The organism is Synechococcus sp. R6-5, from assembly GCF_047461775.1.
Taxonomy (GTDB): domain Bacteria; phylum Cyanobacteriota; class Cyanobacteriia; order Thermostichales; family Thermostichaceae; genus Thermostichus.
On record NZ_JANSHV010000397.1, the window covers coordinates 1 to 747 of the forward strand.

1 protein-coding gene is annotated in these 747 nt (G+C 59.6%); it reads left to right on the plus strand.

Going from position 1 to position 747, the window contains the following annotated elements; all coding sequences use genetic code 11:
• The coding region (locus NW818_RS13965) for a pyruvate kinase alpha/beta domain-containing protein (protein WP_414424901.1) at positions 1-445 on the plus strand (445 nt) is incomplete at its 5' end.
• Positions 446-747 lie beyond the last annotated feature (302 nt).

A 747-nucleotide genomic window follows, 5' to 3' on the forward strand; every position in this document is an offset into this window, starting at 1 on the left:
GGGGCGCATCGCTGAAGTGACCGAAGCCAGCGGACGGCGCGGCGACCACAGTCATGAGATCATCTGGCGTTTCCATGAGCAGCCGACGGTCGCAGCGGCGATCAGTTCCGCTGTGCATGCGATCGTGCAGGTGCTGCCGGTGACTGCGATTGTCGCATTCACGATGAGCGGCAGCACCGCCCGTCTGGTGGCGCGGCAGCGCCCAAAGACGCCGATCTTTGCGCTGACGCCATCTGAAGCGGTCTATCGGCGACTGAACCTGGTATGGGGCGTTACGCCGCTCCTGTGTCCCTACGTTGATCGACTGGACGATCTGGAGGATGCGGTACGCAATGTGCTGATCGGTCAGGGGTACGCCCGTCCTGGCGATCAGATCGTGATGACCGGCGGGCATCCGATTGCCACGCGCGGCGCAACGAATTTCGTGAAGGTGATGCGGTTGTAGGTCGATGATGTCGACTCGCAGAGAGGCGGCGCGGTTGCCGCCAGTGTTCCAACACTCAATGTTCTCATCGGGTCTTTATCCCGCAGCAATGATGGAAATGGTATAGTGTGCACGAATGATCAGTGTTGCAGATTGTGCACATAAAAGGAACGTTGACGTGGTCGAGACGGAGCTGTCCGGGATAGTGATTATTGTACTGGCGCTGGGGATCATTCTCTGTGGTCCGGCGCTTTTTATCCAGGGTTGGAGATGGCTTCGGCGCATTGTGCACGCCGGGATGCGCAGCGCACGCTCGAAGCCAT